Below are 12,826 nucleotides of genomic sequence, written 5' to 3'. Positions count from 1 at the left end.
CCTTCGCACACCGTCGAGATTCGAAAGGCACTGGACCCATGGCCCGTACCGCCGATCACCTGTCGCCCGACCAGCAGCTCAGGGAGGCGGCGACCCGCCTCGGCCGCCGACGGTTCCTCACCGTCACCTCGGCCGCCGCCGCGCTGGCGTTCACCACCAACCTGCCCGACGCGCAGGCGGCCGACGCCGAACTGGCCCCCCGCTCGCTGACCGAGAACCCGTTCACCCTCGGCGTGGCCTCCGGCGACCCGCTCCCCGACGCGGTGGTGCTGTGGACCAGGCTCGCCCCCCGCCCGTACGAGCCGGGCAACGGGCTGCCGCCCACCGGCACGGTGCGCGTCGGCTGGGAGATCGCCCGGGACGAGCGCTTCCGGAAGGTCGTCCGGCGCGGCACGGCCAGGGCGCACGCGGAGTTCAACTACAGCGTGCACGTCGACGTGGACGACCTCGACGCCGACCGGGTCTACTGGTACCGGTTCACCGTCGGCAGCTGGAGCAGCCCGACCGGGCGCACCCGCACCGCGCCCGCCCGGGGCCGGAAGCTCGACGAGGTCCGCCTCGGCCTGGTCTCCTGCCAGGCCTACGAGGACGGCTACTTCACCGCGTACCGCCACCTCGCGAACGAGAACCTGGACGCCGTCTTCCACGTCGGCGACTACATCTACGAGTACGGGATCGACGCGGTCGGCGGCGACCGGAAGTACACCGACCGCACCCTGCCCGCGCTCTACAACCACGAGACCACGACGCTGGAGGACTACCGGCTCCGGTACTCCCTCTACAAGACCGACCCGGACCTCCAGGCCGCGCACGCCGCCTTCCCCTGGTACGTCACCTGGGACGACCACGAGGTGGAGAACAACTACGCGGCCGGCATCCCCGAGAAGGGCCAGTCGCCCGAGGCGTTCGTGGCCCGCCGCGCCGCCGCCTACCGGGCCTACTGGGAGAACATGCCGCTGCGCATGCCGAAGCCCGACGGCACCGACCTGAAGCTCTACCGCCGCGTCCACTACGGCCAGTTGGCGCAGTTCGACATCCTGGACACCCGCCAGTACCGCTCCGACCAGGCCAACGGCGACGGCTGGCAGTACCCGACCCCGGAGTCCGCCGACCCGGCGCGCACGCTCACCGGCGCCACCCAGGAGCGGTGGCTGCTGGACGGCTTCCGCCGCTCCAGCGCGGTCTGGAACGTGCTGCCGCAGCAGGTGGTGTTCAGCCAGCGGAAGAACACCACCAACCCGACGTCCAAGCTCTCGATGGACGCCTGGGACGGCTACCCGGCCGCGCGCGAGCGGCTCCTGACCGGGGTCGAGCGGGCGGGCGTGAAGAACCTGGTGATCCTCACCGGCGACGTCCACGTGGCCTACGCCCTGGACGTCAAGCGGGACTTCAACGACCCGGCGTCCCGGACGGTGGGCGTCGAGTTCGTCGGCACCTCGATCAGCAGCGACGGGGACGGCGAGGAGCGGCCCTCCAACTGGAGCACCCTCCTGGCGGCCAACCCGCACATGAAGTTCTACGACGGGCGGCGCGGCTACACCACGCTCACCCTCGACCGCCGGCACGCGCGCGCCGACTACCGGACCGTCTCCCACATCACCACGCCGGGCGGCACGATCAGCACCTCCGGTTCCTTCGTCTCGGAGGCCGGCCACCCCGGCATCCAGCAGGCCTGACACCCCCCTCGGACGCCCCCTCGGGCATGCGCCGGGCCCTCCGTGCCACCGCCGGCACGGAGGGCCCGGCGCATCACGGGGCCGGCGTGTCACGGGCCCGGCGCATCACGGGGCCAGGACGCGCTGCTTGGCAGCGGCGAACTCCTCCTCGCTGAGCATCCCCTGCGCCCGGAGCGCGGCGAGGCGTTCCAGACCGGCCAGCACCTGGTCGTCCGGCGGAGGAGGCGGTGGAGGCGGTGGAGGCGGTGGAGGCGGCGGAGGTGCGGCAGCGGCGGGCGGCGGTGCGGCAGCGGGTGGCGGCGGCGCGGCGGCCTGCTGGTGCCGGGCGGCGACGCGGCCGGAGACCGCGGTCGCGGTGCCCGCCACGACGGCGGTGCGGGCGGCGGTGCCGATCAGCCCCGGGCGCCCGCCTCGGGAGAGACGACGGCCGATCATGAGCTTCTCCTCCTCGGGTGGGGCGGTCAGGGCTTGTGGCCGATCGCGACGAGATCGGCCTCGACGATGCTCAGCGGGACCTGCTCCCGGGCCACCAGCAGCCCGCCGGCCTCCTTCAGCACCCGGACGAGCGGGGTGGCCCAGCTGTTCTCCCAGACGATGATCGCGGCGGAGCTGTCCGGCGGGATCTCCTCGCAGACCGAGGCGAGGTCCTCCTCGCTGAGCAGCCCCTGGATCTCGCCGTCCACCTCGGAGAAGGCGGCGGCCTCGTCCTCCTCCAGCGCGTCCAGCTCCAGCACCCGGGCGGTTCCGTCCGCGTCCCGCTTGATGAAGGTCAGATCGATGATGCGGACGATGCCCTCCGAGGTCAGACGCTTGAGCTCGGGGACGATGTCACCGCGGAACCTGTTGCCCGGGAAGGCGATGACCGCGTACTCGACCGGTCCGATGTCCATGACGGACCTCCCGTGTCGGCGCCCGGTGGCTGCGGGCGGGTGCTCTCCCATCGTGCGCCCCGGCGCAACCGGGTGCGAGTGGAGCGGGAGGGTCCCACGCCCGGCCGCACCGACCGTGTGGCGCCGCCCCGTCGGAGCGCCGTCATGAGAGCGCCCGGCCACCCCTGTGTCCGGCCGTGCCGCCCTACCGTGGGGTCCACCGGCATCGGACGCCGCTGAGCCCGCGAGACCGAGGAGATCACCGTATGACCGCCACCGGAACCCCCTCCGACCCCGCCGCGACCGAGGCCGACCGGACCCTGCTGCTGGCCGCCGTGGCCGCCGCCCGCCGAGCCAGGGAGGCCGGCAACCACCCGTTCGGCGCACTGCTCGTCGGACCCGACGGCGCCGTGCTGCTGGAGGCGGAGAACACCGTCGTCACCGGGCGCGACGCCACCGGCCACGCCGAGACCAACCTGGTCCGGCTGTCGACCGCGAGGTACGACGCCGGCTTCCTGAGCCGGTGCAGCCTCTACACGAGTACCGAGCCGTGCGCGATGTGCGCGGGTGCCGTCTACTGGTCCGGCATCGGCCGGGTCGTCTACGCCCTCGGCGAGGACGAGCTGCGCGCGATGACCGGGGCCGACGAGAAGAACCCGACCCTGGCACTGCCCTGCCGCCGGGTGTTCGCCGCCGGACAGCGGGACCTGCCCGTGGTCGGCCCGGTGGACACCGACGGTGCCCGCGAGGTCCACCGGGACTTCTGGGGCTGAGGGCCCGGGCCGGAAGGTCCTCCCGGGGCGGTCAGCCGAGCCGGTTGACGGCGGCCGCGAAGGCGGCGGGGAAACGGGCGGCGGTGGGCACGATCCGGTGTGCCAGCCGGGGCTGCCCACGCAGCCAGAGCAGGGAGCCGGTCAGCAGCCGGTACTGCCGGGACACCCGGCGCCACGCCGACTCGTACTCCTGCGGCCGGTCGGCCCGGACGCAGCGCACCAGTTGGTCGGCCGCGCCGAGGGCGATCGACAGGCCCTCGCCGGTGAGCGCGTCGACGTAGCCGGCGGCGTCGCCGACCAGCAGGACGCGCCCGGCCACCCGGGCGCGGGCCCGCTGGCGCAGCGGTCCGGCGCCGAGGACGGGCGTCGCCGCGGCCCGCGGCAGGCGGGCGGCCAGCCGGGGGAACCGGGCCAGTTGCTCGTCGAACGGGCCGCGGTCGCCGGTCAGGACGGCGACCCCGACCAGGCCGGGGCCGACCGGGGTGACATAGGCCTCGGACCGGGCCGACCAGTACACCTCGACGCAGTCCGTCCACGGCGGTACGGCGAAGTGCCGGCGCAGCCCGTACCGGGCCGGTGCCCGGCCGGACCGGGCCTCCAGGCGCAGGCCGCGCCGGATCGGTGAGTGCAGGCCGTCGGCGGCCGCGAGGTAGCGGGCGGTGATCCCGGCCGCCGTGACGCTGTCGCGGCCCTGGTGGACGGCGGTCACCCGCAACGGCAGGACGGCCACGCCGAGTTCGCGGGCCCGGCGGTCCAGCGCGGCGTGCAGGTCGGTCCGCCGGACGCCCAGGCCCGGGTCCCCCCGGAAGAGCCCCTCGGCCTGGTGGCGGTCGTCCAGGTAGCGGATCCCCCGGAGGGCGTGTCCGTCGACGGTGACGCCGAGCTCGGCCAGCGCCCGCCGGCCGGCGGGCATCAGCCCCTCGCCGCAGGCCTTGTCGACCGGCGTCCGGCGGGGCTCGGCGACCACCACCTCCAGGCCGGCCCGGGCGGCGTGGATCGCGGTGGCGAGTCCGGCCGGGCCGCCGCCGGCCACCAGGAGGTCGATCACGGGGCCGTACCGGACGGGGCCGGGGCGCGGTCCGGTGCGGCGGCCGGGGCCGCGCGCAGGGCGGCGTTCTCGCAGCGCAGCCGGACCGCGAGGAGGGGGAGGTTGAGGAGCGTGAAGCCGGCCGCGGTGAGCCAGGCGGTGTGGACCAGGGGCAGTGCGACGCCCTCGGCCACGACCGCGAGGTAGTTGGGGTGGTTCAGCACCCGGTACGGGCCGGTGGCCACCAGGGGCAGGCCGGGGACCACGAGCACCCTGGTGTTCCAGCGTGGTCCGAGGGTGCCGACGCACCACCAGCGCAGGGCCTGCGCCGCGAGCGCGAGCAGCAGCGCCGGCCACCCGAGCGCGGGCAGGAACGGCCGGTCCGCCCAGGCCGTCTCGGCCAGGCAGCCGGCCAGCAGGGCGGCGTGGAGCAGGACCATGACGGGGTAGTGGCCGCGCCCGTGCTCGGTGGCGCCGTGCCGCCGGCTCCAGGCGGTGTTGCGGCGTGCGGTGCGGAGCTCAGCCAGGCGTTCGGCGGCCACCAGCAGGACGAGGGCGGTGTAGGGGGTCATCGTCGGCCTACCAGCGGATCAGGACGAGTTCGGAGCAGAAACCGGGCCCCATGGCGAGCAGCAGGCCCGGGGTGCCGGCCAGCGGGGGGCGCAGCGCGAGGGTGTCGCGCAGGATGTGCAGCACGGAGGCCGAGGAGAGGTTGCCCACCTCGGCGAGCGAACGCCAGGTCAACTCCAGTGCCTGGGCGGGTAGATCGAGGGTCTCGCGAAGGGCGTCCAGGACCTTGGGGCCGCCGGGGTGGCAGACCCAGGCGGTCACGTCCTGGAGCTTCAGGTCGTGGTCGGCCAGGAACGCGCGGACCTCGGGCCCCAGGTGACGGCGGACCAGCCCGGGCAGTTCGCCGCCGAGCAGGATCCGGAAGCCGCCGTCCCCGATGTCCCAGCCGAGCAGGCGCTCGGTGTCCGGGTAGAGCCGGCTGCGGGTCGCCACCACGACGGGCCCGTCGTCCGGGCGGCGGCTCGGGTGGTCGCGGCCGACCGCGACCACGGCGGCCGCGCCGTCGCCGAACAGCGCGCCGGCCACCAGGTTCGCCGCCGAGGCGTCGGTCCGTTGCAGCGTCAGGGAGCAGAGTTCGACGGAGAGCAGGACCGCGACGTCGGCGGGCCGGCCTTCCAGGTAGTCGTGGAGCCGGGCGATTCCGGCGGCGCCGGCCACGCAGCCGAGCCCGAAGACCGGTACCCGTTTCACGTCCGCGCGCAGCCCGAGGCGGGTGGCGAGCCTGGCTTCGACGGACGGGACGGCGATGCCGGTCACCGAGGTGGAGATCAGCAGGTCCACGTCGCGCGGGCGCAGTCCGGCCTGGTCGAGCGCCTCGGCCAGGGCCCGTTCGCCCAGTTCGAGGGCCACCGTGATGAAGCTGTCGTTGGCTTCGCCGAACCCGCTCAGGGCCGCGTAGCGCTCCAGCGGCATGGCCAGTCGGCGGCCGCGCACCGTGGACGCGGCGTGCAGCCGGTCGAGCAGTTCGCGCCGCCCCTCCCCCACCGCCCCCATGGCCGCCAGCGCGTCCGTGATCTCGTGCTGTTCGTACCGGTGCTCCGGCAACACCCCGTGGACGGCTGCGATTCGCGTCATTGCCCCAGCATAGGGACGAACAGCATCAAATCGCCCTCAGCCGCGAGGGCCGCGCCGATCCGGCCCTGCGGCCCCGGCCGGATCTAGCATCACGGTGTGCCCACCACCGAAAGCGGTCGTAGCGATGTCCACCGGGTCGGCGGAGCCGTGGAGTTGACGCACCGTCGAGCAGGCCGGTCGGCGCTCGCGCTGCTGCGGGCGTGCCACCCCGAGCCGACGGCGGCGGTCACCGTGCTGATGACGGCGCTCGCCGCGGTGTCCGGGCGGAGCGCGGCCGGCTGCCTGCTGGTGGCGTCCGCCGTGCTCACCGGTCAGCTGTCGGTGGGCTGGTGCAACGACCGGGTCGACCTGGCGCGTGACCTCGCGGCGGGCCGGCGGGACAAGCCCCTGGCCGCGGGCGCGCTCGGCCCGACGACGGTGTCCGTCGCGGCGGGCGGCGCGCTGGGCCTCTGCGTTCCGCTGTCGCTGGCGAGCGGGCCCTGGGCCGCCGCCGCCCATCTGTCCGGTGTCGCGGCGGCGTGGGGTTACAACCTCGGCCTCAAACGCACCGCCGCCTCCTGGCTGCCCTACGCCGTGGGCTTCGGCGCGCTGCCCGCCTTCGTCACGCTGGGGCTGCCCGGCCATCCGTGGCCGCCCGTCTGGTCGGCCACGGCGGGGGCGCTCCTGGGTGTCGGGGCGCACCTCACCAACGTGCTCCCGGACATCGAGGCCGACCTGGCCGCGGGCGTGCGCGGACTCCCCCAGCGGCTGGGCCGCCGCCGGGTCCGGGCGCTCGCGCCCGTCGTGCTGCTGGCCGCGTCGGCCGTCCTGGCGTTCGGGCCCGCCGGACCGGCCGGACGCGCCGGATGGGCCGGGTGGGCCGCGTTCGCCGTCACCGGTGCGCTGGCCGCGGCCACCGTGCTGCCGGCCGGCCGGGATCCGCGCAGCCGGCTGCCGTTCCTGGCGACCCTGGGGCTGGCGGCGACCGCCGTGGCGCTGCTTCTGCTGCGCGGAGCCGCGCCGGCCTGAGCGCGCCCGCACTCCGGGCGGGGCGCGTCCGGAGCGCGGGCGGGCGGCGCCCGCCGGCAGGAGATCCGGCGGGCGCCGCGTGAGCGGGCCCCGGTCGGGGCGCTGGAGGTGGAGATAGGAATCGAACCCATGTACGCGGCCCTGCAAGCCGCTGCCTCGCCTCTCGGCCACTCCACCGGGCGACGTGTGCAACATTAGGGCAATGCTCCGGAAATCCCGCACCCCGACACACGGGAAAACGCCGCGCCGCCTCCCCGGGCCTTTCCGGACACACGCTCCGCCCGGCGTTTCCGCGCGCCACTCGTCCCGGCGGTAACCTGCTGCGTGCAGTGCCCCCGATCCGAGAAGATGGGATTCACACGTGACGGTCAAGGATTCCCAGCCGGCCATTTCTGTCAGCCCCGTATTCACCGGGCCGGCCGCCCGCTGCCAGTACAAGAGCCTGCCGCTGCGGGACCTCCCCCCGCTCGGCCTCGTCCGCCAGGCCCGGATGGCGCGCGAGGAGGCCCGCGAGCGCCACGCCGGGGCGCCCGCGCCCGGCCGCCCCTCGGCGTTCGCGGTCGGCGACTGGGTGCGGGTCAAGGACGCCGACGCCGTCCGGGCGACCCTCGACGAGCAGGACCGCCACCGCGGTCTCTGGTTCACCGACAGCCAGTGGTCGTACTGCGGCCGCACCTACCGGGTCGAGCACATCGTCCGGCGGATGGTCGACGACCACTACCGGATGCGCCGCCTCTCCTCCACCACGACGCTGGCGGGCGCCACCTGTCTGGGCGCGGACCGGACGCAGGGCTGCGGGCTGGCCTGCGCCCTGCTCTTCCGGGACGAGTGGCTGGAGCCGTCCACGGCGGAGGCGGCCCACGTCATCCCGTCCGACTACCGGGCCACCGTCCGCAGCCTCCCGGAGATCCAGGCCACGCTGGACGGCTCGGGCCGGCTGCACGGGGTGCCGTTCCACCCCGGCATGGCCAGGTTCGCGGGCACCCGCCACGGCGCGACCCACGTGGGCCACCGGGCGCTGGCCTGGTGGCAGCGGCCGGTCGGCGGCGACTGGTACGTCCTGGACAGCCTGCGGTGCGGCGGCGAGCCGCTGCCGGAGACGGGCTGCGACCGCCAGTGCGGCCTGCTGTGGCACGCCTCCTGGCTCCGCCTGGAGCCGGCGACCGGCGAGTGAGACCCACGGCCGGGCACCGGGCCGGCTGCGGCCCGGCGCCCGGTCGCGTCAGCCCGGCCGCGGCAGCCCGGTCGCGTCAGCGGGTCCAGCGGTGGCGCAGGTACTTGGCCGTCAGGCGCAGCGGGCCGTCGCGGTCCCCCACATAGCTGCGCGGGAGGGTGTGCGGGCCGGCCGCGGCCCCGGGGCTGACGGCGCAGGCGTGGGTGTAGCCGGCCGCTTCGACGGCCCCGACGGCGGCCGGGTCGAAGGACCCGTACGGGTAGCAGAAGCCCTCGACGGCGCAGCCGGTGACGTCCTGGAGGATGCTGCGGCTCTCCGCGACCTCGGCGGTCAGCCGCTCGGGGGCGAGACCGGCCAGGGCGACATGCGTGAGGCTGTGCGAGCCGACCTCCATCCCGGCGTCGACCACGGCGCGGACCTGCCGGGCGGTCATCAGGGGCTTGCGCGGCCCTTCGCGGTCCCAGTCGTTGTCGGCGCCCATCTTCCGCGCCACGACGTAGACGGTCGCCGTGAAGCCGTGGTCCGCCAGGAGTGGCACGGCCTGGTCGAGGAAGTCCCGGTAGCCGTCGTCGAAGCTGAGGCCGACGAGCCCGGCCGCGGTGCCGGCGGCGTGGGCGCGCTCCAGCTCGCCGACGGAGACCCCTCGCAGGCCGCTGTGCGAGAGCCAGCGCAGCTGGCCGCGGAGCCGGTCGGGATGCACCGTGACGAGGTAGGGGTCCTCGGGTTCGGTGTCCACCGAGTGGTACATGAGCGTCCACGGGCGGCGCTCCGCCCGGCGATCGCGGCCCTCCGGACCCGATGGGGGGAGAACAGCGGAACCATGCTCAGAGAGCGTCATCTTCAACCCCGCCGTCGATTCGCCCGTCATCCGCCCGGGCGTGCCGAATCGGCCCACGGAATCAGGAGTCCCTGCTCGGTGCAGTCGAGCACGGTGGATTCTGGCAGACCGGATCACGGCAATGTGACCACCGGGGCTGTTACACGGAGGAAATACTTCGCACGGCGCATTAATTCCGTGCGGGTATGACAATAATTCCTAATTGAGGACTGTTGATCGACCTCGCGCGAGAAAATCCCGCACGAGGTCCGCGAGATCCGCGAGATCCGGGAATATCAACTGCCCGGAATATTCGGACTGCCGGGCCGCACCCGGCGGTCAGGTCTTCTCGGGCGTGCGGGGAGTGGGCCTTCCGTTGACGGCCGGGGCCGCCACCCCGGGCTGGAGGGAGTGCAGGATGGCCAGGCCCTCGCCGACGATGCCGGCCGCCAGCTGGTTGACGCCGTCGGTGCCGTTCAGCACGGTGAGGCTGGCTCCGGCCATGCCGCGGGCGGCCGCCTCGGCGAGCGCCGGCAGGTTCTCCACCACCCGGTTGGCCGCGATGAGCTCCTGGTTGCCGTCCCGGAGCGAGGCGGCCCGGGCCTTGTTGGCATCGGCCTGGGCCTGGGCGATCGTCCGCTCGGTGTAGGCGTTGCCGTCGGCCTCGAACTTCGCCCGGTCACGGCTCGCCTCGGCGAGCGTCCGCTGCCGGTACGCCTCGGCGTCGGCCGGGCGGCGGACCTCCGCCTCCAGACGCTGGGCCGCCAGCGCGGCCTGGCGCTCGGCGAGGGCCGTCTGCTGCTCGATGACCTCCTGGGACGCCCGGGCCTGGGCGAGCGGGCCGGCCTGGGCGGCGCGGGCGTTGGACTCCTCGGTCTGCGCCAGGAAGCCCGCCCGCTTGATCGCGGTGTCACGCTCGTACTCGGCCTTCAGCGCGGCGGCCTGCTGCTCGCGCTCGGTGGCCTCTTGGTCCGCCTTGGCCCGGGCGATCCGGGCCTGGCCGGCGACCGCCGCGGCGTGCGGCGCGGCGAGGTTGTCGATGTAGCCGGTGGCGTCCTCGATCTCCTGGATCTGCAGGGCGTCCACCACGATGCCGAGCTTCTCCATCTCGCCGTGGCTGCCGGCCATGACCTCCTGGGCGACCCGGCTGCGCTCACGGATGATCTGCTCCACGGTCAGCCCGCCGATGATCGAGCGCAGGTGCCCGGCGAAGATCCGGCCGACCAGCTCCTCCATCTGGTTCTGCTCGGACAGGAAGCGGCGGGCGGCGTTGGCGATCGACACCGCGTCGTCGCCGACCTTGAACACGCAGACCGCGCGGACGGTGAGCCGGATCCCCTGCTGCGTCACGCAGTCCTCCGCGATCTCCGCCTCCTGCAGGGCGAGGGAGAGCATCCGGGCCTTCTGCTTCACGGGGAGCACGAAGCTCCCGTGCCCGGTGACGATCCGGAACTGGGTGTCCTGCGACTGCCGCTTGGACCCGGAGATGAGCATCGCCTCGTTGGGGGCGGGAACGTGCCAGAACAACATGACTGACCACCTGGTGTACTACACGGGTTCGTACTGCTTCCTACCGCGCGGGTTCCGGCCGCACGGGTTCCGGCTCGTCCCGGTTCAGGCTCGTCCCGGTTCAGGACGGCAGGAGTTCGACGAGCACCGAACGGGCCGAGATCATGTCGACCACGACCACCCGGGCGTCCCGGCCGACCGGTTGTGCGGCCCACGCCGCGAACGCCTCCGATCCACCCCGCAGCGCGACCAGCACCTCGCCCGGTCCGTCGGACGGGATCGGCACCGTCACCCTGCCGACCGCCCCGACCGGGCTCCGCGAGGAGTCGTCGATCTCGTCCATACGCCCTCGCACCGGGAATGTCTCCGGCCGCCGTCGCGCCGGACCGTGCACTGTCACGCGGCGACACCGCCTCCCGGAGGCCCACACCTCCGGCTTCTCCGACTCTCGGGAACACCGGCGGCGGCAGCCGACGGCGACACTGTCCCCGATGTCTTCCACGGTACTCCGGGCCCACCGGAAGACCACCGGCCGAAGGGCGGGCCCGGGCCGCCGACACCCGGCCCGGACGAGGTGGGCACCGCGTACGGGAAGCCGGTCGCGGTGGGTCACCGGGGCCGGGGTGGGCCCTTCCTTCCCCCCCCCGGGTCGCCTCCGGGCGCTCCGGCCCGCTGCCGACACTCCTCGCTCCGGCGCTCGCACCCCTCTTTCCCCCGGGCACCATCGGTGACGACCCGTCGGGCACCTGGCGGGAGGAATGCCCCTCCCGCCCGGCCGGGGCGGGGGCAGGGTGGGCCGTTCAGCCGGCGAGTTCGGCCAGGCGGTGTGCGGTGTCGGCGAGTTCGGGCCGGCGGTGGCGCTGGGCCACCAGCCGGCCGCGCAGGCCGCGCAGTTCGTGGCCGACCAGCGCGGGCAGGCCGGGGGTGGCGCCCTCCAGAGCCGGCCCGAGCAGCGAGACGGCGGCCTGGGGGTCGTGGGCGCAGAGGTGGCAGTCGGCGACCCGGACGGTGAACAGCAGCCGGGTGGCGGGGAGTTGGGCCGGTCCGAGCAGGCGCAGCGCCGTCCGGGCGGCGTCCAGGGCGCGCTGGGCGAGCCGCGGGTCGCCGACGGCGGCGGCGACGTCGCGCAGGGCGGCGGCGGCCCCGGACTCCACCCGCAGGTGCATCGAGGCGATGGAGAGCCATGGCGCGTCGGACTCGTCGCGCTCGCCGATGTGGTCGAGGTGCAGCCGGGCGCGGGCGATGTGCCGGACGGTCTCCCGGACGTCGCCCGCGAGGCCGTGCGCGCGGGCCTGGCCGACCTGGGACATGGCGCCGGCCCAGTGCCGGCCGGGGGCGGCACGGCCGATCTCGCGGGCGTAGCCGAGGGCGGCGGCGGCGTCGCCGTCCAGGCGGGCGAGGGTGCTCATGTCGCTGAGCGCGGCGACCTGGGTGGCGGGGTCGTCGGCCAGTTCGGACCAGCCGAGCGCGCGGTCGAAGCAGGCCATCGCGGTGGCGTTGCGGCCGTGCTGCATGCGCAGCGCCCCGGCCGCGTGCGCGTACTCGGCGGCGAGCAGGGCGAGCGGTCGGCGGCGGTCGGCGGGGGTGCCGGGCAGCCGGCCGAGGACGGCGTGCAGGGTGCGTTCGACGGCGGCGGCGAGGCCTGGGTGCGGGCGGTCCTCGCCGGAGCGCAGGTGGGCGGCGAGCAGCCCGGTGAGGGCGTGCGCGGTGTCGGCGTCCAGGGGCGGCGGGGCGGCGGGGTCGGCGGCGCAGAAGGCGGCGTGCAGTTCGGCGATGTCGGCGGCGTCGGGGACGGCGCAGCCGGCGGCGCCGTGCAGCGGGCAGAGCAGGCCGTAGTCGGGGAGCCGGCCCGGCGGACGGCCGGGCGGGAGGGGCGGCAGCGGCGCCGCCGCCGGGGGGCCGCCGGGCAGCGGCGGGCGGAAGAGGCCGGACGGGATGGCCGCGGCGGGCGGCGGGGGCTGGGCGGCCCGCTGTTCGGCATCCTCGGCCCGGTCGCAGGCGGTGCGCAACTCGCCTCCGGCGGCGAGCAGTTCGTCGATCCGGTCGGCGATCCTCGGCGTGACCCTGCGGATGCCGTGTTCGAGTTTGCTGACGGCGGTGTGGTCGTAGCCGATCTCGGCACCGAGCTGGGCCTGGGTGAGGCCGGCGCGTCGGCGCCAGTGGCGCAGCCGGGCGCCGAAGGCCCGCCAGAGGTCGGCGGCGGACGCCGCGGACGGCGCGTCTGCGCGGTTCCGGTGCACGGGCTTCCTCCCCCGAGTCCTCCCCGCCCTTCGCGGTCTTCCGACTCTGAGGACGGTACTCGACGAGCGCCCGATCCGTACATGAGGTG

At 75.1% G+C, this 12,826-nt stretch carries 13 protein-coding genes and 1 tRNA gene; 4 read left to right on the top strand and 10 right to left on the bottom strand.

What is annotated here, in order from left to right:
- Positions 1-38 precede the first annotated feature (38 nt).
- The gene (locus AB0P06_RS21025) at positions 39-1,676 is read left to right on the top strand and encodes an alkaline phosphatase D family protein (RefSeq protein WP_363609411.1); all 1,638 of its coding nucleotides are present in this window, start codon (positions 39-41) and stop codon (positions 1,674-1,676) included.
- A gap of 105 nt (positions 1,677-1,781) precedes the next feature.
- On the opposite strand, the gene AB0P06_RS21020 is transcribed toward AB0P06_RS21025, so the two are convergent.
- A complete protein-coding gene (locus AB0P06_RS21020) occupies positions 1,782-2,111 on the bottom strand; it encodes an SHOCT domain-containing protein (RefSeq protein WP_363609409.1) in 330 nt (109 codons plus the stop codon).
- A 26-nt stretch (positions 2,112-2,137) separates the two neighbouring features.
- Positions 2,138-2,566, bottom strand: coding sequence for a DUF6325 family protein (locus tag AB0P06_RS21015; protein WP_363609407.1), 429 nt, complete (start codon positions 2,564-2,566; stop codon positions 2,138-2,140).
- A 245-nt stretch (positions 2,567-2,811) separates the two neighbouring features.
- On the opposite strand from AB0P06_RS21015, the gene AB0P06_RS21010 reads away from it, so the two are divergent.
- Positions 2,812-3,318: a nucleoside deaminase gene (locus tag AB0P06_RS21010; protein ID WP_363609405.1), complete on the top strand. Its 507-nt coding sequence runs from the start codon at positions 2,812-2,814 to the stop codon at positions 3,316-3,318.
- Positions 3,319-3,349: 31 nt separating this feature from the next.
- Here AB0P06_RS21010 and AB0P06_RS21005 read toward each other — a convergent pair whose 3' ends face one another.
- From AB0P06_RS21005 to AB0P06_RS20995, 3 genes are read right to left on the bottom strand one after another with little or no spacing between them, the layout of a single operon-like run.
- Entirely contained in the window at positions 3,350-4,366 is a 1,017-nt protein-coding gene (locus AB0P06_RS21005) for an NAD(P)/FAD-dependent oxidoreductase (protein ID WP_363609403.1), read from the bottom strand.
- A complete protein-coding gene (locus AB0P06_RS21000) occupies positions 4,363-4,917 on the bottom strand; it encodes an isoprenylcysteine carboxylmethyltransferase family protein (protein WP_363609401.1) in 555 nt (184 codons plus the stop codon). Before AB0P06_RS21000 ends, AB0P06_RS21005 begins: the two co-directional genes overlap by 4 nt.
- Positions 4,918-4,924: 7 nt before the next feature.
- Entirely contained in the window at positions 4,925-5,989 is a 1,065-nt protein-coding gene (locus AB0P06_RS20995; RefSeq protein WP_363609399.1) for a 3-oxoacyl-[acyl-carrier-protein] synthase III C-terminal domain-containing protein, read from the bottom strand.
- A 96-nt stretch (positions 5,990-6,085) separates the two neighbouring features.
- Here AB0P06_RS20995 and AB0P06_RS20990 point away from each other — a divergent pair, with 96 nt between their 5' ends.
- Positions 6,086-6,997: a UbiA family prenyltransferase gene (locus AB0P06_RS20990; protein ID WP_363609397.1), complete on the top strand. Its 912-nt coding sequence runs from the start codon at positions 6,086-6,088 to the stop codon at positions 6,995-6,997.
- A 103-nt stretch (positions 6,998-7,100) separates the two neighbouring features.
- Here the strand turns inward: AB0P06_RS20990 and AB0P06_RS20985 are convergent.
- Positions 7,101-7,174: transfer RNA gene (locus AB0P06_RS20985), tRNA-Cys, on the bottom strand.
- 184 nt (positions 7,175-7,358) lie between these two features.
- Between AB0P06_RS20985 and AB0P06_RS20980 the strand changes: the two genes are divergently transcribed.
- Entirely contained in the window at positions 7,359-8,171 is an 813-nt protein-coding gene (locus tag AB0P06_RS20980; RefSeq protein WP_363609395.1) for a hypothetical protein, read from the top strand.
- A gap of 76 nt (positions 8,172-8,247) precedes the next feature.
- Here AB0P06_RS20980 and AB0P06_RS20975 read toward each other — a convergent pair whose 3' ends face one another.
- The 4 genes from AB0P06_RS20975 to AB0P06_RS20960 all read right to left on the bottom strand — a co-directional run bounded on the left by AB0P06_RS20975 (position 8,248) and on the right by AB0P06_RS20960 (position 12,737).
- Positions 8,248-8,907, bottom strand: coding sequence for a polysaccharide deacetylase family protein (locus AB0P06_RS20975; RefSeq protein WP_363609393.1), 660 nt, complete (start codon positions 8,905-8,907; stop codon positions 8,248-8,250).
- Between the two features lie 420 nt (positions 8,908-9,327).
- Positions 9,328-10,518: an SPFH domain-containing protein gene (locus tag AB0P06_RS20970; RefSeq protein WP_363609391.1), complete on the bottom strand. Its 1,191-nt coding sequence runs from the start codon at positions 10,516-10,518 to the stop codon at positions 9,328-9,330.
- Between the two features lie 100 nt (positions 10,519-10,618).
- Positions 10,619-10,840 (bottom strand): hypothetical protein, encoded by a 222-nt coding sequence (locus AB0P06_RS20965; protein WP_363609389.1) that lies wholly within the window; start codon positions 10,838-10,840, stop codon positions 10,619-10,621.
- A gap of 457 nt (positions 10,841-11,297) precedes the next feature.
- On the bottom strand, positions 11,298-12,737 hold the full coding sequence (locus AB0P06_RS20960; protein ID WP_363609387.1) for a helix-turn-helix transcriptional regulator: 1,440 nt from the start codon (positions 12,735-12,737) through the stop codon (positions 11,298-11,300).
- Positions 12,738-12,826 lie beyond the last annotated feature (89 nt).

It is taken from the genome of Kitasatospora sp. NPDC088351, from assembly GCF_040685575.1.
GTDB lineage: Bacteria > Actinomycetota > Actinomycetes > Streptomycetales > Streptomycetaceae > Kitasatospora.
This window is presented reverse-complemented; position numbering and strand designations above follow the sequence as displayed.

Bases quoted from the DNA above. Each gene is read 5' to 3' on its own strand.
- AB0P06_RS21025 (WP_363609411.1), top strand. From the start codon at position 39: ATGGCCCGTACCGCCGATCACCTGTCGCCCGACCAGCAGCTCAGGGAG.
- AB0P06_RS21020 (WP_363609409.1), bottom strand. From the start codon at position 2,111: ATGATCGGCCGTCGTCTCTCCCGAGGCGGGCGCCCGGGGCTGATCGGC.
- AB0P06_RS21015 (WP_363609407.1), bottom strand. From the start codon at position 2,566: ATGGACATCGGACCGGTCGAGTACGCGGTCATCGCCTTCCCGGGCAAC.
- AB0P06_RS21010 (WP_363609405.1), top strand. From the start codon at position 2,812: ATGACCGCCACCGGAACCCCCTCCGACCCCGCCGCGACCGAGGCCGAC.
- AB0P06_RS21000 (WP_363609401.1), bottom strand. From the start codon at position 4,917: ATGACCCCCTACACCGCCCTCGTCCTGCTGGTGGCCGCCGAACGCCTG.
- AB0P06_RS20995 (WP_363609399.1), bottom strand. From the start codon at position 5,989: ATGACGCGAATCGCAGCCGTCCACGGGGTGTTGCCGGAGCACCGGTAC.
- AB0P06_RS20970 (WP_363609391.1), bottom strand. From the start codon at position 10,518: ATGTTGTTCTGGCACGTTCCCGCCCCCAACGAGGCGATGCTCATCTCC.
- AB0P06_RS20965 (WP_363609389.1), bottom strand. From the start codon at position 10,840: ATGGACGAGATCGACGACTCCTCGCGGAGCCCGGTCGGGGCGGTCGGC.